Here is a 23,600-nt window from a genome sequence, read left to right as displayed (position 1 = left end):
ATTGGATGGTGAGTAGTTTAGAAGAATTAACAGGAACTCAGAAAGCAGCGATCCTTCTCACTTCTTTAGGTGCTGACCTTTCGATTCAAACATTTAAACACTTATCTGAGAAGGAAATTGATCAGCTTGCGCTTGGCATTTCAGAGCTTCGCAAAGTTGAGCCCGATGAGCGAGAAGCCGTCGTGGATGAGTTTATCCAGATGGTAAAAGCAAAGGATTACATTGCCGTCGGAGGAATTGAATACGCAAGACATATCCTTGAGCAAGCGCTAGGACCGAAAAGGGCAGAAGAAATTTTGTCTCGCTTAAGCATCAATTTAAAGGTAAAGCCATTTGCATTCGCAAAAAAAGCAGATCCTGATCAAATTCTAAACATTTTACAGCAGGAGCATCCCCAAACGATCGCTCTTGTCTTATCTTATCTTGATGCGAAACAATCTTCCAAAATTTTATCCTCGCTACCTCAAGAAAGTCAGGCAGATGTAGCAAGAAGAATTGCGCTGATGGATAGTACCTCACCAGAAGTGATTAGTCAGCTTGAAAAGATCATTGAAGGTAAGCTTAACGCTAGCGGTTCGCAGGACTATGCGTTTACTGGTGGTGTGGAATCAATAGTTCAAGTTCTAAGCAGTGTTGATCGAAGTACGGAAAGAACAATTCTTAGCTCGCTTGAGAAAGATGATCCAAGCCTAGCAGAAGAAATTAAGAAGCGGATGTTTGTCTTTGAAGACATTGTTACGCTTGATGACCGATCCATTCGCCTCGTCATTAGTGAAGTGAAAGATGAAGATCTTTCTATAGCGCTTAAGGTAGCGAGTGACGATGTGAAGGATACAATTTTCCGAAACATGTCTAACCGCCGGGTAGATACGGTGAAAGAAGAGATCGAATTGATGGGGCCACTTAGGCTTCGTGAAGTGGAAGAAGCGCAAACACGCATCGTTTCTGTCATCCGTTACCTTGAAGAAACAGGTGATGTCATGATTGCACGCGGTGGAGGAGATGATCTGATTGTCTAATATCATCAGAAAAACCTCTGGAGAGAAGCGAGCCGTTCCGAAAGTAATTGAGCAGCGAACGGTCGCAGAGCCAAAGCGAAATCGCATATTACCTTCTCGTACTACGACAATTGAAGAAAAGAAATCGCAGCTTCTTGAGATGATGATCCGGCTAGAGGATCTTTATCATACAATTCGAACAAGACTTGGAGATGAAGAAGCGAACGTTCATCAAAATCTTGAGAAAAAGCAGGAACAAAAAGAGCTTGAGTGGCAGGAAATCACGAAGAAAACGTATCGAGAAGCAGAAGAAAGCGGATATGCAGCGGGTTATGAAGCAGGCATGCAGCAAATTCATTTCGAGCTCGATGAAAAGAAGAAGGAAATGGAACACTTGGTAAAGGGCGCTTATGACAAGAAGGAAGAATTAATTCAGGATGCTGAACCGTTTCTTCTATCGCTAAGCACAGCCATTGCGAAGAAAATCATTTTAAAAGAAATGGAACAAAAACCAGAGACGCTGCTTGGCATGGTGAAAGATACGCTAAAGAAAATAAAGGATCGTGGAGAAGTCATTGTTCAAGTTTCAACAGAAGATTATCAGCATGTGATACCAATGGTTGACGAGCTTGAAAAACAACTTGATGTGAATGCGAGCTTAAAGCTTGTGCCGATGAGTGACTTGGAAGTCGGTTCAGGACTTGTTCATACGCCGAGCGGGTCGTACGATATTTCGATTAACAGCCAGCTTTCTGAGATGAAGAAACAGCTGCTTGCTATGTTTGAGGAGCGAACTGTCGATGAGCATTAATGTTGAGCCATATCTTTCGCAGCTTCATTCGATGGAAACGGTCCAGAAGTATGGCAAGGTGACACAGGTTATTGGGCTAACGATCGAATCACTTGGTCCAGAGGTTAAAATTGGTGAGCTTTGCTACCTTTATCCAGGACCATCAAAAGAACCAATTGAAGCCGAAGTAGTTGGCTTTCGTGAAAATCGTGTTCTGCTCATGCCGATGCATGACCTATCAGAAATTGGTCCAGGTTGCCTTGTAGTGGCGACAGGACAGCCACTTGAAGTGAAAGTGGGCTATTCACTACTTGGAACGATTCTCGATGGGCGCGGCAGACCTCTTGATCACTCGGATCTCCCTGGTGGACTGAAGGCTGTATCCACAAATCGAAAGCCACCAAATCCAATGACGCGTCCCCGCATTACGACCCCCTTTCAGCTTGGTGTTCGCGCTATTGATGGGCTGTTAACAGTCGGTCAAGGACAGCGGATCGGTATTTTTGCCGGAAGTGGCGTTGGAAAAAGTACGTTAATGGGAATGGCGGCTCGAAATTCAGAAGCCGATGTGAATGTGATCGCCTTGATCGGTGAACGAGGACGGGAAGTAAGAGATTTTATTGAGCGTGATCTTGGTGAAGAGGGTCTTAAAAAATCGGTTGTCGTTGTGGCAACATCTGATCAGCCTCCACTACAGCGGATCAAAGGGGCGCTTACGGCAACGGCGATCGCGGAGTTCTTTCGTGATCAAGGAAAGAACGTCATGCTAATGATGGATTCTGTGACACGTTTTGCCATGGCACAGCGGGAAGTTGGACTGGCAATTGGAGAGCCACCAACTAGTAAGGGATATACGCCAAGCGTATTTGCTCTTTTACCCAAATTGTTGGAACGATCTGGCACAGCTGAACAGGGATCGATTACAGCTTTTTATACCGTTCTAGTTGATGGTGACGATATGAACGAACCGATTGCAGATGCGGTGCGAGGGATTCTAGATGGGCATATTGTTTTGGATCGGAAGCTCGCTCAAAAAGGCCAATATCCAGCGATTAACGTTTCAGAGAGTGTTAGCCGTGTGATGAAAGAAATTGTGACTCCAAAGCATATGAAGTCTGCAGAAGAATTTAAGCGACTTCTTGCTGTGTATGTTTCTTCTGAAGACCTTATTAATATTGGCGCTTATAAAGCTGGAACGAACAGCAATATTGATAAAGCGATCTCGATTCATCCGGAGATTGAGAAATATATTAAGCAGGGCATTGATGATCAGGCTTCATTTGAAGAAAGTCAGGACTGGCTTTTATCCCGATTTGGAAAGGATGACTAACCATCGCAGCTTTTCAATTCCCATTTCAACGGATTTTGGATGTAAAAGAAAATGAAAAATCACAGGCACAGCTAGACATGGCGGAATCACTCAAAGCACAAGTGGATATCGAGCATTCCATGCGTGATCTTGAGCAAGCGGTTCTTTCCATGCGTCAGAGACTGGAAGAGCGTCAACAAGAAGGGGTTTCCATTATAGATCTTCTTAAGGAAGAAGAGCATATTACCTATCTTGAGGGGCAGCTCCACCAGAAAAGAAATCAGCTGATTCAAGTTGAACATCAAGTGAGTGAGCAGCAGGACACACTTGCTTCTAAAGTAAGAGAAGAGAAAACGTGGCAGTCAATCAAAGAGACGAGAAAAGAAGAGTTTTATCACGATATGAAAATGATTGAACAAAATGAGCTAGATGATTTAAATACCGTACGTGCGTATATGCTTGCAAGAAACGGCTAAGGGGTGAGGGGAATGCGAAAGCGACAGAAGAGTTCATGGAAAGAACGCATCATCCACGGTTTTCTCTTGCCGCTCGCGTTTATCGCTACGGTTATGCTTGTTGTTCTTCCGTTTCTTGGATACGATCTGTTCGCAATGGCCACTTCACTTAGTAAGAAGCCGATCGCATATGTGGAAGATAATTTTACCGCTGAGGCTACTGATCAAAATCAAGATGAAGTGCTAGAACAAGAAATCAATCAAAAGGATGGCGAAATCTCAGACTTGAAAAAGCAGTTAGATGAGCAAGAAATCGAGCTGAAGAAAAAACAGTCTGAGCTGGAATCGTTAGCTGAAGAAATGAAGAGCGAATTAGCTGACAAGGAAGAGCGTCAGAAGAAGCTTCAGGAGTTAGCAAAAACGTATGAAGGAATGTCAGCATCGAAGTCCGCGACGATTATGGAAAACCTTACGTTAAACGAGGCAGCTCTCCTGCTTGATGCAATGGGAAGCACAGAGCAAGCCGCTGTACTAGGCAAAATGAATGCAGCTGTAGCAGCAGATTTAACGATCGCGTTAAGAGATATTGAAAAAGCAGACGATCCTGAGATTGCTGCAATGCAAGAGAGAGTAACGCTCCTGATGAATGCGATTGATCGCGAAGATAGTTCGCTTTCTGTTTCAGACGTAGCTCATAATTTGTCAGAAATGACTGACGAAGAAGCGGCCCAAATCCTATCGGAGATGGCTCAGTCTAAAGAGGAGAAAGAAGTAGGGCTTTCCATTCTGAAAGAATTTGATGAAGAGAAGCGTACAGGGTTACTTGGAGAAATGGAAGAATCGATTTCTTCTAGTTACATAGCTGATTTAGCCAATTAAAAGGAGGTGAAATAGTGAACGCTATCCAGTCACTTGGAAAAAACATAATCGTTCAGCCTAAGGTTCGAACTGAAAATAGTCCAACTGGATTTTCAACGTTATTAAGTGCTTTAGGAAAAAAGCTTAATGTGAGTGAAAGTGAGCATTCAGAGACACATAACGAAAGCGAGTTAGAAGAGGGAGACAATAAGCCAACAAATAGTAGTGGTGAAGCCCCCGCGCACCTTCTCATGATGGGTGCTGTCAATGTTCCGCCAGTTCAACATGATCAAAACTCTTTATCGAAATCGCTTGCCCAACAAGGAACTGACATGAGTGGTGAACCACTACAAGTGAATGCTAATCGTATACAGGAGGAAGTAAGTCTACCCGGTTTTACAAAAAGTGAGTTTGTAGAAATCGAGCAAGTCTTACAAAATGAAGAACAAGTTCTTTCTGAAACGTTTGAGGTAGAGACGAAACTTCCATCTAATGTTATGAAGCTTATGCAAGAGTTGAAGATGAAAGAGCCGAAAGAGCTTCTTTCAATGATGGAGAGAATGGCGACTGAACCGAAACAAGATCAGAAACTTGTTATGGACTCCGATCAAAACGTCCAGTTAGATGGAGAAGTTATTGAAGTTCAAGTAGAGACTCCAAAACAGAGTGTTCCTGAAGGAGAAGAAACAAAGGCACTCGTCGAAAAGAGCGTATCTGGAGAAGTAGCTGATAATCAAGAGAAGCTTGTGACAGATCAAATGTCTGGAGATGAAATTCAGATAGACGAGAAGCCAGAAGCGCTTCCGCTAGCTAAAGGTAATGAATCTCAAACAACCATCAAGGAATCGACTACACCAGTTCCGGCTCGTTATGTTGCATCGGAGCTAAGTGAAATGATTACCGAGCGCATGCAACTATCGAAAAATGGAGATGAAACAAACATAAGAATTAAGCTTTCTCCAGAAAATCTCGGTCAACTTGATATTCGGCTAACAACTTCTGATGGGAAAGTGACAGCGCACATTATAACAGCGACTTCAGGGGCAAAGGACATGATTGAATCACAGCTTCACCAGCTACGTCATACGCTCATTCAACAGGGCATCCAACTTGATAAAGTGGAAGTCGTTCAACAGCCGCAGGGCTCACAACAATCGTTCATGCAGGATGGTCGCCAGGAGCAGGGTCAGGCGTTTCAACAAGGAAAGCACCGACAAGGGCGAAAAGGTGAATATGAATTAGAAGAGAATCCACTCGTAACGAATGAGCAAGAAGAAGGCGCATCTAGTGGGATTAATTACGCTATTTAGGAGGGGTGACATGAATACAGGTTCTGTCACAGCAACATCAGCTGTTCAAACACAAAAAACAGAGGCACCTGGTCAGTTAGGAAAAGATGATTTCTTGAAAATTCTCGTTGCTCAGCTCTCAAACCAGGACCCGATGCAGCCGATGCAAGATACTGAATTTATCGGGCAGATGGCGCAATTTAGTTCACTCGAGCAAATGACAAACATGAATAAGTCGATGAATAAATTTTTCGATAGTCAGTTACAAAGCTCGATGAAGGATTACGCACATTTAATTGGTAAAAGCGTTCAGTGGCAGGAGAATAACGAAGCGAACGCAGGTAAGGTAGAAGCTGTTTTATACAAAGAAGGCAAAGTACTCGCAGAACTTGATAGTGGCAAACAGGTAGATATCTCCCTATTAGAGCGTATCGAAACGGGGGAATAGTATGGTTCAAATCAATCAAGTTTATTATCCAAAGCAACCGATTCAACTAACTACAAAACAGGAGAATTCAAAAAATTCTTTTGCTGATCAACTAAAGCATTCGATCGATTCACAGATTTCATTTAGTCACCACGCACAGGTTCGACTTAAGCAAAATGGGATTTCCCTTTCGGACAATCAGCTCCAAAAGCTAAATGATGGAGTAGAAAAAGCGAGAGAAAAAGGATCAAACGAGTCGCTTATGTTAATGAAAGATCTCGCCTTTGTTGTTAGCGTCAAAAACAATAAAGTCATTACTGCTATGAAGCAGGATAGTATGGAGAATCAAATCGTCACAAACATTGACTCAGCACTTATTTTATAATGGCCGGACCGAGCAGGAGGCCGATTCGCTGTGGACCGATTGAAGCAGCGAAACAATTAGAGGGGGAAACAACTTGTTAAATTCAATGTACTCAGGCGTTTCAGGAATGAGAGGCTTTCAAACAAAGCTAGATGTTATCGGGAATAATATTGCGAACGTAAATACAGTAGGTTACCAGAAAAGTAGAGTGCTGTTTGAAGATCTACTCAGTCAGAGCGTGGCAGGAAACTCCGTAAATTCGAAACAGGTAGGTCTTGGTTCATCCGTATCGGCGATTAATATGGTAGATAGTCCCGGATCACCAATGACGACAGGGGTACAGACGGATTTGAGTATTCAGGGGGATGGGTATTTTACAGTAAGAAGTGACGGAACTGATTACCTTGCTCGTTCTGGGTCTTTTCAGGTTGATGCGACAGGAAATCTTGTGACAACACAAGGCTACGCAGTGTTAGATGATCAAGGTAACCCTATTCAGCAGATCGGTGAAATTAAAAGTATTGATCGTAATGGGGTTATCACTTATACAGATACTCAAGGAAATGAACAACAAACTTTGAATCTAGGGATAAGCACAGTGCCAAATCCAGGTGGGCTTAATAAAGTAGGTAACTCACTTTTTCGTGAAACAGAAAAATCTGGGGATGCAGTACCAGGGCTTCCTCAAGACTCACGCGTCGTCGCTGGTCAACTCGAAATGTCCAACGTTGACCTAACCGAAGAGTTCACTGAAATGATTGTAGCTCAGCGTGGCTTCCAGGCGAACTCAAGAGTGATTACAACTTCAGATGAGATCCTTCAAGAAATCGTCAATTTAAAACGATAGGGGGTAAGGGCTGAGGAGTTTCCTCGGCCTGCTCTGTTCATATGATACCGTTAACTAAATTAAACCGTGAAGCGATGATGTTGAATGCCATTTACATTGAAACGATTGAGTCAACGCCGGATACGATGATTCTATTAACGAATGGAAAACGCTACGTTGTGATGGAGACAGTCGAGGAAGTAAAACAGCTTGTTACGGAATTCTATCGTGATATTCACGTATTAGAGAAATAATAGAAGAACGGGGGTGACCATGTTGTCTGATATGCTATCGCCAGCAACAGTTGATGCACTTCTTTCTGCCATCGACGATAAAGGGCAAAAGAAGTCAATGAAGGATAGAAAAGTGCAAACATATGACTTTAAAAGAGCGCTTCGCTTTTCTCAAGATCACATCAGAATTTTAACTCGTATCCATGAGAACTACGCACGTCTCATGACGACGTATTCATCGGCTCAGCTTCGGACGATCATTCAAGCCTCCGTTCATTCTGTTGATCAGATGCCATTTGAAGAATTTGTGCAGTCGATTACAGAGAATTCAATTCTTAGTCTCTTTGTTGCTTCACCATTGCAAGGACAGATGGTGCTTGAAGTAGCACCGGAGCTTGCCTATGCAATGCTGGATCGAATGCTTGGAGGTCAAGGGAATCAGCCTGAAAAACTGACACACTTAACGGAAATTGAAACGGTTGTTATTGAGCGGATTTTCGGTAAAATCTTAGAAAGCTTTCAAGATGCCTGGACATCGGTACTGAAGCTAAAAACTGAGCTTAAAGAGCTTGAAGTTAATCCACACTTTCTTCAAATCGTATCTCCAAATGAAACAGTCGTCACCGTGACACTGAATGTAAAAGTAGGCGAAGTAACAGGTAATATCCGTCTTTGTCTTCCACATGTTGTACTTGAGCCGATTATGCCAAGGCTTTCAGCTCATCACTGGCTTTCGAATCAGAAAAAGGATCGGGAGCCTCAGGAAAGTAAGGAACTTGAGAAGAGACTTAAGAAAACTAATTTAGGCATTATCGCTGAGCTAGGCCACTCTGAAATCACGATTGAAGAATTTTTAAATCTAGAAGATGGAGATGTGATTCGGTTGGATCAATCCGTCTCAGATCCATTGATTGTGAGGGTCGATAACCGGGTGAAGTTCCATGGACAGCCAGGGACTTCGAAAGGTCGGATGGCCGTACAAATTACAGAAGTGAAGGAAGAGGAGGAAGTAGGCCATGACGGATAATCGCCTTTCAAAAGATGAAATCAACGCATTATTTCAAGAGACAGCAGCAGGAAGGGAGGAACCTAACGTGTATTTTCATTCAATTGAAGAAGAAGCATTAAATGAACTTTTTAGCGTTGCGATCGGAAGCCTTACAACAACATTATCTTCCGTTTTCATGCAGGACGTTTTTGTATCAAATGTTCAGATGAACATCCTTCCTGACGATCGCTTTAAACAAGAATTAGCCCTTCCTTATGTTGAGGCCGCGATTCGCTATGAAGGGGCATCTTCCGGCGAATCGATCATTATGCTCAATCCACCTGATGCCCAAGATATGGCTGACATCTGGCTTGTGGCAAAGGGTGATGAAGGTGACGAGAGTGTTGATAAGAGTTTAACTGCTGTTATGACAGGAATGATGGAGAGCATACATAAAGGACTGAGCATGGCATCAGGTTCTTCATTTACAGGAACATTTATGAATCTTCAAGTTGTTTCAGAACCTGCTAATTCTATGTTATTGGAAAAAGCCGCTGAATCAGTGTATATGAACGTTTCGTTTGAACTTTCCATAGGATCGATTGTTCAAACGGTTGTACACCATGTCCTACCTGCATCTGTAGCAAAGCAAGTGAGTGAATTACTAATAAGTGAAGAAGATCTTCGGGAAGCCGTGCAGGAACAAGAGACACAGCAGGTAAAGGAGCATGAAGCTGAATTGCAGCAACAGCACCCATCGTCACATCAACAAAAGAATCATGAGGAAGAAGAAAGAGAATCGATGGATTCATTTGCGACGCGTGAGAAAGAACATGAACCGAATATCCAAAACGTGCAGTTCACAAATTTTAGCCAGCAAGATCATCCGTACGGGGAACAAAGAAATTTGAACATGCTCCTAGATATTCCTCTTCAAGTAACGGTGGAGTTAGGGCGAACAAAGCGTATTGTAAAAGACATTCTTGAGCTCTCACACGGATCGATTCTTGAGCTTGATAAGCTTGCGGGAGAGCCAGTTGATATTTTGATCAATAGTAAACTCATTGCCAAAGGCGAAGTTGTCGTCATCGATGAAAACTTTGGTGTTAGAGTAACGGATATATTAAGTGCAGCAGAGCGTTTATCAAAGCTGCGTTAGAAGGAGTGCTTAAAAGTGAGACACCTTGTGATTGGCATCATGACACTCCTCAGCCTTGTCTTAGTAATGCCGCTTAACGCCATCGCAGCGGCAGATAATGGAAGTGTGAAAGACTGGCTCACGGAAAACGGGGAAGACCCTGCTGATATAGAAGAGCAGCCTGCTGAAGTGGAAGGTTCAAACACAAATATTTTCTTTCTACTAATCAAGCTCGTTTTCTATACGATCGTCGTGGTTGGCCTCATTTATTTGCTGATTCGCTTTCTGTCCAAACGCCAACAAAAGCTTCAGCACCATTCCGTTTTCACTCAAATTGGTGGAACACCGCTTGGTAACAATAAATCCGTTCAAATGGTCAAGGTCGGGGATTCCCTCTACATGCTTGGGGTTGGAGATAACGTGAACCTTCTTAAGGAAATTCAGGGTGAAGAAGTGAAGCGTATTTTAGATCAAGCTGAAGAACAGCGGTCGGGCTTTACGTTTATGAATCAAAAGCAAGCAGGAATTCAAGAGATGATTCAGGCAAGTTTTAAGAAGCAAAGAAACAAACGTAAGGATTATTGGGATGACGGAAGCGGAAGGGACGATAAGTGATGGATTTACTCATAAACTTAACGATCCCAGGACTAGATTTCGGTTCAAACGCTACAGAAGATGTTTCCGTTACGATTCAGCTTGTCCTGCTTCTAACTGTGCTATCGCTAGCTCCTGCCATTCTTGTATTGATGACGTGTTTTACACGAATTGTAGTTGTCCTCTCCTTCGTACGCTCGGCGCTCGCAACACAATCTATGCCGCCGAATCAAGTGTTGGTCGGACTAGCACTCTTTCTAACTTTTTTCGTGATGTCCCCTGTTCTTTCAGAGATTAATAGCGAGGCGTTACAGCCTTATATAAACGAAGAGATTGGACAGGAGGAAGCGCTCGATGCCGCAGAGCTTCCGATTAAAGAGTTTATGGCAGGACATACACGAGAGAAAGACCTTGCCCTTTTTTATAAATACGCTGAGCTTGAAAAGCCCGAGTCGATCGAAGATATTCGGTTAACCGCACTCGTTCCAGCTTTTGCGATTTCAGAACTGAAAACGGCGTTTCAGATTGGATTTATTATCTTCATTCCATTTCTTATTATTGACATGGTTGTGGCCTCAACGCTTATGGCGATGGGAATGATGATGCTGCCGCCTGTCATGATTTCACTACCATTTAAAATTCTACTATTTGTGCTTGTCGATGGCTGGTATTTGGTCGTCGAATCACTTCTATTAAGCTTCTAAGGAGGACGACGATGACGCCGGATATGGTCATTTCACTTGCAGAAGATGCTGTTTATACCGTGATTATTATTTCAGCTCCGCTTCTCTTAATCGCACTTGGCGTTGGGTTAATCGTGAGTGTGTTTCAGGCGATGACGCAAATTCAGGAACAGACGCTTGCGTTCATTCCCAAAATCGTTGCCGTTCTGTTAACGATCGTTCTGTTTGGACCGTGGATGCTCACAACGCTACTCGATTACACAACGAACTTATATCAAAATCTTTATAGGTTTATCGGCTAGATATGGAAAGTGTCATTAACGCCCTTCCCTTATTTTTGCTTGTGTTTATGAGGGCGACATCTTTTTTTATAACAGCGCCGATCTTCTCAACACGAAGCGTTCCAAACCGCTTCAAAATTGGACTTGGTTTCTTTTTTGCGTTAATCGTCACGGCCGGATTAGGTTCTGATGCAGAGCTAACGCTTGATCTCGCGTTCGTGATCATTATTTTAAAAGAACTTTTTGTCGGGCTATCACTTGGATTTATTGCCTCCCTTATCCTGTATACAGTTCAGGTTGCGGGAGCGTTTATTGATTTTCAAATGGGCTTTGTTATGGCAAACGTAATCGATCCCCAGACAAGAGCTCAAGTACCGATTATCGGGAATTTCAAATACATGCTTGCTCTTCTCTTTCTAGTCTCCGTTGATGGTCACCACATGATGCTAGACGGGCTTGTTAGAAGCTATGAACTTCTACCAGCTGATGAGCTGCTGAGTCAGGCGGATAGTCAGTCCCTTGCAAAGTTTATCGCTGAAGTATTTGCAGGGATGTTCTTCTCAGCATTTCAGCTCGCGCTACCGATCGTTGCTTCCCTTTTTCTTGTGGATGTGGCGCTCGGCCTTCTTGCGAGAGCAGTACCTCAGGTGAATATTTTCGTTGTCGGTTTGCCGTTAAAAATCTTTGTCGGTTTCGTGCTTATTCTAGTGACGATTCCTACATTTTTCTTTTTACTGCGAGGGATTTTTCAAGAAATGCTCGCTACGATGGGGCAGCTTATTCAAATACTGGGTGGGTAGTACGATGCGAACTTATCGCTTACAAATGGATCTCCAATTCTTTTCACAAGAAAAGACTGAGAAAGCAACACCACAAAAGAAGCAAGAATCTCGTAAAAAGGGTCAAGTGGCGAGAAGTGCTGAGATTCCATCCGCCTTTATGATGATTGGTGTGTTTTTGTTTATGTCTTTCATTGATGGGTGGATGATTGAAAGCCTCGAATCCATGATTCGAGGCAATCTTGTTCAGATTACAGATTGGACGCTCACAGAACAGAATGTTGATCGCATGCTGAAAGAAAATGTGTGGCAGGCGGCAATGATCGCAGCCCCGCTTATGGGAATTTCGCTCGTCATGGGAGTTCTAGGAAATTATATGCAAGTGGGATTTCTCGTTTCCACAGATCCCCTTCAGGCAAAGCTTGAAAGAATTAACCCATTAAAAGGTGCGAAACGAATATTCTCAGCTCGAACGCTCGTCGAACTATTAAAGTCGTTAATAAAAATTACGTTTATCTCAGCTTGCACCTTCATTGTTCTTTGGAATAAACGAGACGAAGTGATGCTCATTTCGCAAAAGTCGATCGGTGAAGCAATGGCACTTGTTGGTTCATTGATCGTTCAAACGGGCTTAGCTGTTGGAATTCTATTATTATTCCTTGCCCTATTAGACTATGTTTATCAGAAATATGACTTCGAAAAAAACATCCGAATGTCGAAGCAGGACATTAAAGATGAATATAAAAAGAGCGAGGGCGATCCGCTCATTAAATCAAAAATTAAAGAAAAGCAGCGCGCACTTGGAATGAACCGGATGATCTCGGAAATTCCCCATGCTGACGTCGTCATTACAAATCCAACACACTTTGCTGTTGCGCTTAAGTACGATCCAAAAGAAATGGATAAACCGACAGTTGTGGCAAAAGGAATGGACTTCGTTGCGCTAAAAATTAAAGAAAAAGCAAAAGAGCATGACATCATAACATCAGAGAACGTCCAGCTAGCTCGAGCGCTCTATCACCAGGTAGAGATAGGTGACGGCGTCCCTGAGGATCTTTTCAAAGCTGTTGCAGAAGTGCTCGCGTACGTTTATAGCATAAAAGGCTACCCGGGAGGAGGGAACTAACAATGAAAATAAAAGATTATGCCGTGCTCGTTTCTGTCATTATGATTGTGATCATGATGGTTATTCCGTTCCCTCCGCTCCTACTTGATTTTCTTATTATGCTGAATATTAGTCTTGCTTTAACAATTATCCTTGTCGCCATGAATACGAGAGAAGCGCTACAATTTTCGATTTTTCCATCGCTTTTATTGCTGACTACTCTCTTCCGACTTGGTTTGAACGTCTCGACTACAAGATCCATTCTGACGAATAAAACAGGTGGACAGGTTATTGAAACGTTTGGTTCTTTCGTTGTTGGCGGAAGTGTTGTCATCGGACTCCTTGTTTTTCTTATTCTTGTTATTATTCAATTTATCGTTATTACAAAAGGATCCGAACGAGTAGCAGAGGTTGGTGCTCGATTTACACTTGATGCCATGCCGGGGAAACAGATGAGCATTGATGCTGATTTAAATGCAGGAATGATATCAGATCGCGATGCAAAAGAAAGACGTCAGAAAATTGAGCGCGAAGCTGATTTTTATGGGGCAATGGATGGGGCCAGTAAGTTCGTAAAAGGGGATGCGATTGCTGGAATCGTCATTACGTTGATTAACATTATTGGCGGATTGATTATCGGCATGGTTGTGCACGGCATGCCAGTTGGTGATGCGGCAACTACTTTTACGCTGCTGTCGATTGGTGATGGTCTTGTCAGTCAAATCCCAGCTCTTCTTATTTCGACTGCTACAGGTATCGTCGTAACGAGAGCGGCATCAGACGGCAATCTAGGTTCAGATATTACTGCACAAATTTTTGCATATCCAAAGCTGCTTTACGTTGTTGGAGCGGTTATTACGCTCCTTGGACTTGCAACTCCCATAAACCCGCTTCTCACCTTTCCAATCGCAGGATTACTCGTCTATGGCGGCTGGACGATGCAGAAGAATCTTGATCAGACGAAGGAAGTTGAGCTAGCTGCTGGTCAAGAAGAAGTAGAAGAAATGAAGAAGCCTGAAAGCGTCACAAGTCTTCTTCAGGTCGACCCGATTGAGTTTGAATTTGGCTACGGATTAATTCCTCTTGCTGATCAAAAGCAAGGCGGTGATCTTCTTGATCGCGTGATTATGATTCGAAGACAAATCGCACTTGAGTTTGGAATTGTTGTTCCAGTTATTCGCATCCGCGATAATATTCAGCTTGAGCCAAACGAATACGTTATTAAAATCAAAGGAAACCGTGTTGCAGGTGGAGAGGTGCTATTAAACCAATATCTTGCGATGAGTAGCGGACTTGAAGATGAAACAGTCTCAGGGATCGAAACAGTTGAACCAGCCTTCGGACTTCCTGCTTTATGGGTAACAGAAGAAATGAAGGATCGCGCTGAGCTATCAGGATATACGATCGTGGATCCACCTTCTGTAGTATCAACGCACTTAACGGAAGTTATTAAGCGTCATGCGCATGAGCTGTTAAGTCGCCAAGAAGTGAAGCATCTTCTTGATAATGTGAGAGAATCGTCTCCTGCAGTGCTTGAGGAGCTAATCCCTAATATCCTTACAATCGGGGATGTTCAAAAGGTGTTGATGAGACTACTGAAGGAGAAAGTATCCATTCGTTCGCTCGATATGATTCTAGAATCGTTAGCTGATAACGGAGTTCGAACGAAAGATACGGATGTGCTAGCTGAATACGTGCGGCAGTCGCTATCACGCCAAATCACATCTCAGGTCGCCGTGCCTGGCGAAGCGGTTAAAGTGTTAACAGCTGGGGCCAGATTGGAGAAGCGATTCGCAGAATCTGTTCAGCAATCTGATCAGGGAAGCTACCTTGCGCTTGATCCTGAAACGTCACAGGCCATTTACCAGGAAGTACTTCAACAAGTAAGCCGCCTGCAGCAGTCAGGTATTCAGCCAATTCTACTAACGTCACCAGCGATACGCATGTATTTACGTCAGTTTCTCGAACGTTACATGCCGGAGCTGATGATCCTTTCCTATAGTGAATTAGAACCCGATGTAGAAGTCCAAAGTGTAGGAGTGATTAATCTACCATGAAGATTAAACGCTATGTAGTCAGCCATCTTCGCGAAGCAATGCCGCTGATAAGGCAGGAGCTTGGTCAGGAAGCCGTTATTTTAAATACAAAAAAGGTGAAAGTGGGCGGGATCTTTGGTTTTTTCCAAAAACAGCGTCTAGAAGTGCTCGCTGCCCTTGATGAAAAAAAGGTAGAGAAGGAAGAAACTCGAGAATTTGCCACGCTATTGCAATCTGAAAAAAAGCGTCGTGAAGAAACGCCTGAACGGGTTGAAAAAAGTCCAGAGGTGATTCAAGAGAAACAAACGCCGCCACGACGGGAGGCGCTTGAAGCCAATGTACTTGATGAGCTGAAGTCTATGAAAGAAATCATGATGCAGCTGATGGAAAATGAACGGCTACCAAAACAGTTAAAGCCAGTTCAAACGTATTTAGAAGCACAGGAATTCTCTCATGCGATTCGTTCAGGAGTGATGGCGGAACTATTGATTAAATCAAAATCATACCCTACTTACACGAAAGAAGATGCTTTTGAGTGGATAAGACAGGAATTCGCAAAGCGAATCAAGAATTATCCTGATATAGGAATAAAAAAGAAGAAGCTAAGATGCTTCGTTGGCCCAACAGGCGTAGGAAAAACCACAACGATCGCAAAACTAGCAGGTCATTTATTATTAAAAGAGCGTCAATCTGTGGGACTGATTACATCAGATACTTATCGGATTGCAGCAGTTGAACAGCTTCGGACGTATGCTGATATTCTCGGTATTCCACTAGAAGTCGTTCAGTCTCCTGCGGATTTGGGTCAAGCTCTAGCGAACCTTTCATCATGTGATGTCATTCTAATGGATACAGCGGGACGCAACTATCAGCAGTACAGCTACGTTTCACAGCTTGAAGAACTGCTATCCGGTCAAGAATTATCGATCACGCTTATGTTAAGCCTCACACATCGCTATTCTGATATGAAATCGATCACCGATAATTTTCACTCTCTTGGTATTTCTGAGGTGATGATGACAAAGATGGATGAAACAAAAGTTCGCGGCCCCATTTTTAACTTGATGGAAGAATACAAACTTCCGATCTCGGTTCTAACGACAGGACAAAATGTACCTGATGATATGGTGACAACAACACCGGATTTCCTTCTTGATCTGGTCATGAGGGAGCGAGTGAATGTCTGATCAGGCAAACCAATTGCGGGAAGAAGTGATGAAGCGAATTCATCCGAATGCTAGTGGGAAAAAGACGAAGGTTATTGCTGTGACAAGTGGAAAAGGCGGCGTAGGGAAGTCGAATGTATCACTGAATTTTGCCCTCAGTCTTGCAGCGCTTAATAAGAAAGTGATGATTTTTGATTTAGATGTTGGCATGGCGAATATTGATGTGCTCATGGGTGTAACGCCTAAAGAAACGCTTATTTCCATGCTGGAAAAAAAACTCTCTTTAAATGCTGTCATTGAAACAGGAGTAAATGGTCTTCAATACATTGCTGGTGGAAACGGAATTGGAAAGATCCTAACTATAACAGGCAATCAGCAGAATCACTTTTTCCAGGAATTTGGCTCTCTTCAAGGCAAAGTCGATTACATTATTCTCGATACGGGAGCGGGCCTTTCCTATGAAGGGATCCGGTTTTTGCAGGCAGCGGATGACGTTTTTCTTGTGATTAATCCAGAGCCACCGTCTATTACAGATGCCTATGGCGTTCTAAAAGCATTACATACAAGAAATGCTCAGTTACCTGTTAAGTTAATTGTGAATCGATCTACTAATACTGAGGAAGCAGAGCGTACAGCGCGCAATTTCCAAAAAGCCTCTGCAAAATTTTTGAATAAGTCGATTGATGTACTCGGATGGATTCCGGATGATCCTATCGTTCGTAAAGCGGTGATTGCTCAGTCGCCTTATCTACTAGAGTATCCAAATTCCAGAGCAGCGAAGGCCATAGATGATTTAGTTCATGCTTATCTAGATTTTCCTTCAAATTATAAGCTTGGTGTAAAAGGATTTCTAACAAAGATGCTGTTTCATAAATAAGTGGGAAGAATTTTTCAGGTGGTGAACTTCATGAAACCCAAAATGGATAAACAGACAATCGAATATTGGAGAGCATGGAAAGAGGAGAAGAATGAAGAGGCTGGTAACAAATTGATTGCCCTTTATCGTCCGCTCGTTGATTTCGCTGTACAGCGCTATGCGGCAGCTCTTCCGTCATCCGTTCAGCGTGATGATCTTAATAGTTTCGCGTATCAAGGGCTTCTTGATGCACTTGAAAAATTCGAGCCAGAACGTGATTTGAAATTTGAAACTTATGCCAGCTGGCGCATTAAAGGGGCCATCATTGATGGGCTTAGGCAGAATGATTGGGTGCCACGCTCCGTTCGTGACAAAGCACGTAAAATTGAAGAAGCCTACGCTGCTTTAGAACAGCAAAATAAAACGTCAAGCAGCGACCATGATGTAGCAGAGTATCTTGGTATGACAATTGAAGAAGTACAGCGGGTGATTCAAGATGCTTCTCTGTCTACAATGGTTTCCGTAGACGAGCCCGTGCACGATGACGATCAGCAGCAAATTGAGCGTTATAGTGTAATTGAAAATGAACAAGCTGATTTACCAGAAAAGCATTTGCACCAACATTTTATTAAAGAGTTACTAGCTGAAACGATTGAACGTCTACCTGAGAAAGAAAAACTTGTTGTCTCTCTTGTTTATTTTGAAGAGTTAACACTTACAGAGATTGCAAGAATCTTAGGTTTATCGACAAGCCGAATTTCGCAACTACACTCGAGAGCGCTCCTTCGGATGAAGGGTGTCCTCCGAGCTAATAAAGAACACGTTCAATCAATGTAATCGGAGTGATTTCCATGTATCCATTCATCTTTATAAGTATTGCCCTTCATCTCGTGAGCTTTCTATGTATTGTTCTCTTGTTTCTAAAGCAAACGAAGAGTTCAGATGTAAGTGAAGAGATCGCCACGGGGATGGAAGTGTATATTGAACAGCTAGAGGAAGAAAATGATCGACTGATGACTGAAGTGAAATCTTACGTTGATAAACGTGAAAACCAGCTTGATACGCGGCTTCGTGTGTTAGAACATGGGAAGACCGTATCGCCTGAGGTGGAGGAGCAAATGAAGCCGGTCATTATCCAGCACCCTTCTGCTAACAACGAACGCAATCAAAAAGCTCTTCAGCTTCATTCACAGGGTTTTTCGGTGACGGATATTGCAAGAATCCTTAATTGTGGTGTCGGCGAAGTTGAGCTGATTGTGAATATTCACGGAAGGTCTGAACAGCGATGAAAATTCAGCAGCATGGCCAAACGTCACTGGACTCTTTAAAAATGGATCTCCCAAAAGGTAACAAGCAGGTAGCGTTTCAATCGGTGATTCAGGAAGCATCAAAGGAACTGAAGGGAGCAGAACTAAAGCGACTGCTACAGCAAATTGATCGTCAGGGGGAGCTGCTTGGAAAGGAACGAACGTTTCAGAACTTATCGGCATACAAGCGAATGGTGAAACAGTTTCTTGAGGAAGCAGTAAGTCAGGGGCTAACGCTATCTGAGAAAAACAGCATGGACCATTATGGAAGAAATCGAACGTATAAGCTTGTGGAAACAGTAGAGAACAAGCTCGTTGAACTGCAAGAAGAGATGAGAGAAAAAGAGAAGAATGGTATGACCTTGTTATCGCTTGTTGGTGAAATAAAGGGGCTACTTGTTGATCTTTCTCTCTAGTTCAAACGACCCATCTAAAAAAGGAAGTATTGACTCATGGTCATTTGCATGAGTTTTTTCTATAATTAAAACAAGAACATACGTTCGAAATGATGGTTGTGATTTCTTGCTTCCAGGATACTTTCATTCCTACAGACAGAGAAAGGAGAGGTGAGGATGAAGAATGGATGTCGTTTAACAAATCAAATGTATGATGATTTAAAAGGAAATCTCCTATTTAAGTCATTCATTCAAGAAGAGAAGCATTGGACAAGCTTTATGGAGGCATATGCATCAGAGGATCGTGAGGCGGTAAATAAGCTCAATTCACTTTTTCAAAAGTACTATACAGAAATTCGTTTTATTGCTTACGTCACGAAGCTGATTCGCTACACGGCCATCAACTTTGACCGAAAGCGAAGACTTGGGCACCTTCGCTTTCCTCTTATGCTCGATCAGCCTGTAGGTATGTCTGGTGATGCCTGGATTGATTTCATTGAAAGTACGGAAACGTGTGGTGAAACGATTTCATTTGCCGAAAGTTTTCAGCAGAAATCACTTTATTTAGGATATACCCGATTAACGCCAAAACAGAAGGAAGTTCTTGAACTTTTTTACCGATATGAAGCTTCTGATACGGAGATTGCAAAAATGGCGGGGATTTCTCAACAGGCAGCGAGCAGAAGGCGTAAACGTGCGCTTGAGAAGCTAAGAGAAGCAGGAAAGGAGGGGGATAAATGAGCATAACTACGGTGATTAATGCCATTATTGGAGATCTTGGATTTCCGATCGTCGTTTCACTATATTTACTCGTGCGGCTAGAAAAGAAAATTGATGATTTAACAAGTGCGGTGGCGGATCAGGAAACTGACAAGAAGGGATGACTATGGAGAAAAGACTATATACGCTTTTACAACAGGCAAAGCAGGAAGAGAAAGAAGAACTCGGCGCCATTATTCATCAATTTGAGAAGAAAATTGAAGCAGAGCTCAGGCAAACTTCCCCTCAAAACAGAGATGATTTGCGTCAGGAATTAGTATTAAAAGTTCTTGAAGCGGTGGAAAAATACAATATGGAGGATGTGCCAAACTTTGAACAATTTATTGAAGATCAAAAAGGGAAGGGGTAAGAAACTTTTTCCCTTTTTCTTCCGTATAAAGAGGTAGAGGTGAAGCGGATGCTTAAGGTTGAAATCGAACAAGCAGGTTATGAAAAGAAAGATAGCGCCATTCGTCTGATCGAATTTGAAGTGAAAGGCGGCGAACTTCTGGGGTTATTAGGGTCAAATGGAGCTGGGAAAAGCACAACAATCAAGACGATATTAGGGCTACTGAAAGAGTGGAAAGGAAGCGTGACGTTTGAGAAAGGGTCGCGCTATGCGTATGTGCCAGAGCAACCCGTCTTCTATGATAGCTTAACGCTGTGGGAGCATTTGGAGCTTGCTGCAGCGGCGGTTCTTGGAGACGAGGAATGGGAAGAGCGAGCTCAAGAACTGATTCGCTATTTTCAACTGGAGCACGTAATCCATAACCTACCGTCAAGCTTTTCAAAAGGAATGCGACAGAAGGTGATGCTCATAACGGCTTTTATGCTCAAGCCGGATATTTATATCATTGATGAGCCTTTTCTTGGACTAGATCCGCGCGCTACGAAGGATTTTCTCGCGCTTATTGAAAAGGAGCGGTCTCGTGGAGCAGGTATTTTAATGTGTACGCATGTGCTTGATACGGCAGAGCGAATTTGTGATCAATTCGTTCTGCTCGCAAACGGAACGCTTCTTGCTCAAGGTACGCTTGAAGACATGCGTGAGCAGTCAGGCGCTCGGGAAAGTTCACTTCTTGATTGTGTTGATGCCTTTATGGAGCAACGAATATGACGTCGTTCCAGCTATGGTGGCAACGCGAACGTGACGATCAGCGTTATAAAATCCGAGATCTTCGCTCAGCACTCGATTGGACGGTATGGCTGTATATTCTTATCCCAGGTCTCGTGATTGGAGTGGCGTACTACCGCTCCTGGTGGATTCTTCCGCCTGAATGGCTCGCGGAAGTACCGGAACAGTTGGCGGTTCTGCCGTTATTTATAGTTGCAACTTTCTGGACATTACGACTGTATACAGAAGAAGCTGATCAAGTCTATTTGTTGCAAAATGTGAGTCTTATGGACGGATTAAAGAAATGGGGAATATGCTATTCTCTTCTAAAAGGACTGGTCGCGACGATCATTGGAATGACCCTTGTTTTACCCTTGCTTATTACAGGATGGGGGTTGGGCATAGAGCAATGTGCCGTCACAGGCCTATTTGTCCTTTTAGTCAGTTGGAATATAAAAACTAGCCGGTATTTTATAGAGTTATTTGTTCCTTCTATTTGGGTGAAATGGCTCCCGATTGGTTTAGTGAACCTGATCTCGATCATCGTATTGCTTCTCATGAGTGGGATAGGATGGCGGTATGAATGGGCAGTTGCTCTTGGAGGAGGAAGTTTGCTTCTCCTTTTACTTGTTCAGTTACGAGCACGAATGAATATGCAAGGGACTTTTTTCCATGATGTGGTGATGGAGCGCGGGCATAAGCAGAGCGTGACGAAATTTTTGATGGGGCGAGTAGGTGTTGCGCCAATGCCCCTTTTCACTCGAAAGCAGCCTATGCTTTTTAGAGGATCTGGGCGAATCAGTAAGAAAAAGTCTCCAGAAGTTAGAATGAGAGACGTTTATTTGAAATGGCTTCTTCGATCAATGGGGAAGGTTCAGTACTATATACAAGTCATTGGCTGGGGTACAGCGGCGATATTACTGTTACCTCTTATTGTCAAAGTGGTCGTGCTTCTATTTGCGCTCTATGCGCTGATTGGCCTTTCAAGGGCAGACTGGAGTGAATTCTCATCTAGCTGCTATGCCAATCTATTTCAATGGCATCAATCGATCCAAGAGGAAGCGGGGAAAAAAGCATTAAAACTAGTGTCGATGCCAAGTTTTCTTCTACTGTGTATCGTGACAGGGGTTGCTTTCCCAGGTTGGCTAGGAGTTGTACTCTTTCCGCTAGGCGGATGGTTTGTATTTAAGGAGAGTCTCCAGATCGTTCATAGAAACATGCAATCACATAGAGGTTTTTTATCATAAATCGAAAGGTGTATGAACAATTCGAGATTTCGTTGCTTCGATCAAGCGCTTTCCGCTATGATGGGAGAGTAGATTCAGATGAAGGAGCGGATAATGTGATAAAGGTATTTTTAATTATTGGTGCGATTAATGCTGCACTTGCAGTTGGACTGGGCGCATTTGGGGCACATGGATTAGAAGGAAGACTATCAGAAAAAATGCTAGAGACGTTTAAAACCGGTGTACAATACCACATGTATCACGCTCTTGGTTTAGTTGGTGTAGCCATTGCTGCTGACAAGCTTCAATCAGCAGGGCTCATGCAATGGGCTGGATGGCTCATGTTTGCTGGGATCGTCCTCTTTTCCGGAAGCTTGTACGTGCTTAGCTTGAGCGGAATTAAGATCCTTGGTGCAATTACTCCACTAGGCGGCGTCGCGTTTATTACAGCCTGGATTTTGGTTGTTGTGGCTGCGTTTAAGGCGTAGAGGTGCGGCGGTCGATGGTGCCTGTCACCGCCAGCTATTTGTCGAACCGTGGCAGGCCGGTGCGGTTTATTGGCCAAAATCTCAGGATATTGGCCAAAAACTGATTATATTGGCCAAAATCAAAATATATTAGCCAAATTCCATTTTTATTGGCCAAAACAAAAAGCTGCCGGAAATCCGGCAGCTTTTTCTATACCCGCTAACGCGGAGAATATTGCGTCGTTTGTTGAAGAGGGTAGTTGTATTCAAGCTCTTCATCAAATGTAATATAGTCCAAATAAACCATGAGTAGAATATACCGCTTGCCTGTTTGAGGATCGGATAGAATAATATGATCTCTTCCGGCTGCTTCTACAATTCCTTTAAATACTTTGGCGTTCCATTTCTCATTGTTCTCGAAAGTCATGTACACGGTGGCGATTTTTCCAAGGTTTAGGCGCAGGATGTTTTCAATGTATGATTGCTCGACGGGTAGCTGTCCTGGAAAGCCTCCGCCTCCCTGTGTTGATGCTCCCTGAACCTGCTGGCCTTGAGGATAGCCTGAAGGATACTGTGCCATCTGTCCGCCTTGCCCTTGCTGCGGCATTTGACCATAGCCGCCCCCCTGGTTTTGTGACGGTGAAGTGTTCCAGTATTGATTGTTCATCATAACCCTCCTTAAGCATTCTCTTAGAAGCTGTTGTACACGTCTGCACATTCACTTTCGGTAGGCTTGTAGAAACAGTGGGATTTGAAGCGTCCTGCATTCCACTGGTTATACCACTGGTCAGGGCAGGTGCCGCCTGGTTTAAAGAACCAGAGAGAGTTGCTGGCAGGATGGTATTTCATCCCTTTGATGGCTTTGCGAGCAAGACGCTTATCTTTTTCGCGTGCTCGTTGGTAAAAGTAGCCTTTCTGAGTCGCTTCAAAACCGCCGGGACTCTGATAAACCATGTTGTTCATCGTGTTGATGTTCTTAAAATCAAGGCATCTCACCTTTACACGGTTTACCCCTACATTGCCTACCATCAGCATACCTAACTGCCCCTCACCTTCTGCTTCTGCACGCATCAAGCGAGCCAAAAGGTTTACATCATTTTCGTTCGTCTGAATCACCGCCATAACAACACCTCATCTCAGTTGTACCCATGTGCAAG

The 23,600-nt window shown here is 43.3% G+C and carries 31 protein-coding genes; 29 read left to right on the top strand and 2 right to left on the bottom strand.

Translation table 11 applies throughout. From position 1 onward, the window contains the following. The first annotated feature begins 5 nt into the window (after nt 1–5). The 29 genes from fliG to AC0VYJ_RS21030 all read left to right on the top strand — a co-directional run bounded on the left by fliG (nt 6) and on the right by AC0VYJ_RS21030 (nt 22,464). Nucleotides 6–1,019 (top strand): flagellar motor switch protein FliG, encoded by a 1,014-nt coding sequence (gene fliG, locus AC0VYJ_RS21170; protein WP_430245159.1) that lies wholly within the window; start codon nt 6–8, stop codon nt 1,017–1,019. After that, nucleotides 1,012–1,809, top strand: coding sequence for a FliH/SctL family protein (locus tag AC0VYJ_RS21165; RefSeq protein ID WP_475366185.1), 798 nt, complete (start codon nt 1,012–1,014; stop codon nt 1,807–1,809). Before fliG ends, AC0VYJ_RS21165 begins: the two co-directional genes overlap by 8 nt. Next, nucleotides 1,799–3,118, top strand: a complete 1,320-nt coding sequence (fliI, locus tag AC0VYJ_RS21160) for a flagellar protein export ATPase FliI (RefSeq protein WP_475366184.1) — start codon at nt 1,799–1,801, stop codon at nt 3,116–3,118. Before AC0VYJ_RS21165 ends, fliI begins: the two co-directional genes overlap by 11 nt. Nucleotides 3,119–3,120: 2 nt before the next feature. Next, the gene (gene fliJ / locus AC0VYJ_RS21155) at nt 3,121–3,573 is read left to right on the top strand and encodes a flagellar export protein FliJ (RefSeq protein WP_475367535.1); all 453 of its coding nucleotides are present in this window, start codon (nt 3,121–3,123) and stop codon (nt 3,571–3,573) included. A 12-nt stretch (nt 3,574–3,585) separates the two neighbouring features. Beyond that, complete coding sequence (locus AC0VYJ_RS21150; RefSeq protein ID WP_475366183.1) at nt 3,586–4,431, top strand: MotE family protein; 846 nt, start codon at nt 3,586–3,588, stop codon at nt 4,429–4,431. Nucleotides 4,432–4,445: 14 nt separating this feature from the next. Then, nucleotides 4,446–5,720 (top strand): flagellar hook-length control protein FliK, encoded by a 1,275-nt coding sequence (locus AC0VYJ_RS21145; protein WP_475366182.1) that lies wholly within the window; start codon nt 4,446–4,448, stop codon nt 5,718–5,720. Between the two features lie 10 nt (nt 5,721–5,730). After that, nucleotides 5,731–6,147 (top strand): flagellar hook assembly protein FlgD, encoded by a 417-nt coding sequence (flgD, locus tag AC0VYJ_RS21140; protein WP_430245173.1) that lies wholly within the window; start codon nt 5,731–5,733, stop codon nt 6,145–6,147. Between the two features lies 1 nt (nt 6,148). Next, a complete protein-coding gene (locus tag AC0VYJ_RS21135) occupies nt 6,149–6,511 on the top strand; it encodes a TIGR02530 family flagellar biosynthesis protein (RefSeq protein WP_475366181.1) in 363 nt (120 codons plus the stop codon). A gap of 73 nt (nt 6,512–6,584) precedes the next feature. Then, nucleotides 6,585–7,337, top strand: a complete 753-nt coding sequence (locus AC0VYJ_RS21130; RefSeq protein WP_226615797.1) for a flagellar hook-basal body complex protein — start codon at nt 6,585–6,587, stop codon at nt 7,335–7,337. Nucleotides 7,338–7,378: 41 nt separating this feature from the next. Continuing rightward, nucleotides 7,379–7,570, top strand: coding sequence for a flagellar FlbD family protein (locus AC0VYJ_RS21125; protein ID WP_303532536.1), 192 nt, complete (start codon nt 7,379–7,381; stop codon nt 7,568–7,570). Nucleotides 7,571–7,592: 22 nt separating this feature from the next. Beyond that, nucleotides 7,593–8,576 carry a flagellar motor switch protein FliM gene (gene fliM, locus AC0VYJ_RS21120; RefSeq protein WP_475366180.1) on the top strand — a complete coding sequence of 328 codons (984 nt, stop codon included), beginning with the start codon at nt 7,593–7,595 and terminating at the stop codon, nt 8,574–8,576. Continuing rightward, entirely contained in the window at nt 8,566–9,696 is a 1,131-nt protein-coding gene (gene fliY, locus AC0VYJ_RS21115; RefSeq protein WP_475366179.1) for a flagellar motor switch phosphatase FliY, read from the top strand. Before fliM ends, fliY begins: the two co-directional genes overlap by 11 nt. A gap of 15 nt (nt 9,697–9,711) precedes the next feature. Further along, complete coding sequence (locus tag AC0VYJ_RS21110) at nt 9,712–10,290, top strand: flagellar biosynthetic protein FliO (protein WP_475366178.1); 579 nt, start codon at nt 9,712–9,714, stop codon at nt 10,288–10,290. Beyond that, complete coding sequence (gene fliP / locus AC0VYJ_RS21105; RefSeq protein WP_226615792.1) at nt 10,290–10,973, top strand: flagellar type III secretion system pore protein FliP; 684 nt, start codon at nt 10,290–10,292, stop codon at nt 10,971–10,973. The genes AC0VYJ_RS21110 and fliP overlap by 1 nt, the downstream gene beginning before the upstream one ends. Before the next feature lie 11 nt (nt 10,974–10,984). Further along, nucleotides 10,985–11,254 carry a flagellar biosynthesis protein FliQ gene (gene fliQ, locus AC0VYJ_RS21100; protein WP_098445458.1) on the top strand — a complete coding sequence of 90 codons (270 nt, stop codon included), beginning with the start codon at nt 10,985–10,987 and terminating at the stop codon, nt 11,252–11,254. Nucleotides 11,255–11,256: 2 nt separating this feature from the next. Further along, nucleotides 11,257–12,033: a flagellar biosynthetic protein FliR gene (gene fliR / locus AC0VYJ_RS21095; protein ID WP_475366177.1), complete on the top strand. Its 777-nt coding sequence runs from the start codon at nt 11,257–11,259 to the stop codon at nt 12,031–12,033. A gap of 4 nt (nt 12,034–12,037) precedes the next feature. Continuing rightward, on the top strand, nt 12,038–13,138 hold the full coding sequence (flhB, locus tag AC0VYJ_RS21090) for a flagellar biosynthesis protein FlhB (protein WP_475366176.1): 1,101 nt from the start codon (nt 12,038–12,040) through the stop codon (nt 13,136–13,138). Between the two features lie 2 nt (nt 13,139–13,140). Then, nucleotides 13,141–15,174: a flagellar biosynthesis protein FlhA gene (gene flhA / locus AC0VYJ_RS21085; protein WP_303532516.1), complete on the top strand. Its 2,034-nt coding sequence runs from the start codon at nt 13,141–13,143 to the stop codon at nt 15,172–15,174. Next, entirely contained in the window at nt 15,171–16,340 is a 1,170-nt protein-coding gene (gene flhF / locus AC0VYJ_RS21080) for a flagellar biosynthesis protein FlhF (protein ID WP_475366175.1), read from the top strand. Before flhA ends, flhF begins: the two co-directional genes overlap by 4 nt. Then, nucleotides 16,333–17,196 carry a MinD/ParA family protein gene (locus tag AC0VYJ_RS21075; protein WP_475366174.1) on the top strand — a complete coding sequence of 288 codons (864 nt, stop codon included), beginning with the start codon at nt 16,333–16,335 and terminating at the stop codon, nt 17,194–17,196. The genes flhF and AC0VYJ_RS21075 overlap by 8 nt, the downstream gene beginning before the upstream one ends. A 30-nt stretch (nt 17,197–17,226) precedes the next feature. Then, entirely contained in the window at nt 17,227–18,012 is a 786-nt protein-coding gene (locus AC0VYJ_RS21070) for a FliA/WhiG family RNA polymerase sigma factor (protein WP_475366173.1), read from the top strand. A 14-nt stretch (nt 18,013–18,026) separates the two neighbouring features. Next, complete coding sequence (locus AC0VYJ_RS21065; protein WP_430245205.1) at nt 18,027–18,464, top strand: DUF6115 domain-containing protein; 438 nt, start codon at nt 18,027–18,029, stop codon at nt 18,462–18,464. Continuing rightward, entirely contained in the window at nt 18,461–18,898 is a 438-nt protein-coding gene (locus AC0VYJ_RS21060) for a YaaR family protein (RefSeq protein WP_194218327.1), read from the top strand. Before AC0VYJ_RS21065 ends, AC0VYJ_RS21060 begins: the two co-directional genes overlap by 4 nt. A 156-nt stretch (nt 18,899–19,054) precedes the next feature. Further along, nucleotides 19,055–19,618, top strand: coding sequence for a sigma-70 family RNA polymerase sigma factor (locus AC0VYJ_RS21055; RefSeq protein ID WP_430245207.1), 564 nt, complete (start codon nt 19,055–19,057; stop codon nt 19,616–19,618). Continuing rightward, nucleotides 19,615–19,761 carry a YvrJ family protein gene (locus AC0VYJ_RS21050; protein ID WP_194218329.1) on the top strand — a complete coding sequence of 49 codons (147 nt, stop codon included), beginning with the start codon at nt 19,615–19,617 and terminating at the stop codon, nt 19,759–19,761. Before AC0VYJ_RS21055 ends, AC0VYJ_RS21050 begins: the two co-directional genes overlap by 4 nt. Nucleotides 19,762–19,763: 2 nt before the next feature. Continuing rightward, nucleotides 19,764–20,006, top strand: a complete 243-nt coding sequence (locus AC0VYJ_RS21045; protein ID WP_430245210.1) for a helix-turn-helix domain-containing protein — start codon at nt 19,764–19,766, stop codon at nt 20,004–20,006. A gap of 48 nt (nt 20,007–20,054) precedes the next feature. After that, nucleotides 20,055–20,753, top strand: a complete 699-nt coding sequence (locus AC0VYJ_RS21040) for an ABC transporter ATP-binding protein (RefSeq protein ID WP_475366172.1) — start codon at nt 20,055–20,057, stop codon at nt 20,751–20,753. Further along, nucleotides 20,750–21,997 (top strand): ABC transporter permease, encoded by a 1,248-nt coding sequence (locus AC0VYJ_RS21035; protein WP_475366171.1) that lies wholly within the window; start codon nt 20,750–20,752, stop codon nt 21,995–21,997. The genes AC0VYJ_RS21040 and AC0VYJ_RS21035 overlap by 4 nt, the downstream gene beginning before the upstream one ends. A gap of 98 nt (nt 21,998–22,095) precedes the next feature. Further along, the gene (locus tag AC0VYJ_RS21030; RefSeq protein ID WP_194219551.1) at nt 22,096–22,464 is read left to right on the top strand and encodes a DUF423 domain-containing protein; all 369 of its coding nucleotides are present in this window, start codon (nt 22,096–22,098) and stop codon (nt 22,462–22,464) included. A gap of 199 nt (nt 22,465–22,663) precedes the next feature. Here the strand turns inward: AC0VYJ_RS21030 and gerQ are convergent, their stop codons facing one another. Both gerQ and AC0VYJ_RS21020 read right to left on the bottom strand, forming a co-directional pair. Next, a complete protein-coding gene (gerQ, locus tag AC0VYJ_RS21025; RefSeq protein ID WP_283153318.1) occupies nt 22,664–23,113 on the bottom strand; it encodes a spore coat protein GerQ in 450 nt (149 codons plus the stop codon). A gap of 20 nt (nt 23,114–23,133) precedes the next feature. Next, nucleotides 23,134–23,565 carry a cell wall hydrolase gene (locus AC0VYJ_RS21020; protein ID WP_283153319.1) on the bottom strand — a complete coding sequence of 144 codons (432 nt, stop codon included), beginning with the start codon at nt 23,563–23,565 and terminating at the stop codon, nt 23,134–23,136. Nucleotides 23,566–23,600 lie beyond the last annotated feature (35 nt).

The organism is Anaerobacillus sp. 63XJN7_5_ISO-PGPR-S23-430, from assembly GCF_056173695.1.
Note: the sequence above shows the minus strand (reverse complement) of the source record. Positions and strands in the feature narration are given on the sequence as shown.